General features: G+C 46.9%; 1 protein-coding gene. It reads right to left on the reverse strand.

Going from position 1 to position 605, the window contains the following annotated elements; translation table 11 throughout:
* The coding region (locus R8O10_RS26160; RefSeq protein WP_318192089.1) for a uroporphyrinogen-III C-methyltransferase at positions 1–605 on the reverse strand (605 nt) is incomplete at both ends.

Raw genomic sequence — 605 nt, forward strand, 5'->3', positions numbered from 1 at the left:
CAGTTTGGTGATGTCGTTTGCCATCGCTTTACGCAGTTTAACTAAGCTTGGGTCGTTTAGCGCGGCAATACGTTGGTCTGCGCTTTCCATTAGTTGAGTTGCGCTTTCTACGTCATGCTCTAAGAACAGTTTACGACCAGCCAACTTCACAAGGTAATCGGCCTCTGCCAATAGCCAGTCGTTTGGACGTCGGCCTTTCACATCTGCGACGGCGAGTTGTAAACTTTCAATGCTCTTTTGTTGTTGACCAAGCACCACTTCTGCTTTGTGCGTTACTGTGGTCGCTTTCTCGATGGTTTCTTCTTTAACTTGGTTTAGCTCTTGCTTCATCGAAGCTTGCGCTTTTTCTAGTTGGTTTTGTAGCTGAGCGATTTGAGTTTGGTAATCGGCTTGTTGCTCATGAAGTTTATAAGCGAGACCGCCACCGAAGATGATTGAAAGAATGATCGCTACGGTGCCGAGCTTGACGCCACGTTTGCCTTGCTTCTCTTCAAATTCAACCTTTGTTGGTTCTGCTGGTTTTGCTGGCTCAACCGGTTTAGAGGCTTCCTTTTTAGATTCAGCATCCTTTTTCGGTGCGTCTTTTTCTGCTAGCGGTGCCGATG

Source organism: Vibrio sp. 1727 (genome assembly GCF_033344415.1).
GTDB lineage: Bacteria > Pseudomonadota > Gammaproteobacteria > Enterobacterales > Vibrionaceae > Vibrio > Vibrio alginolyticus.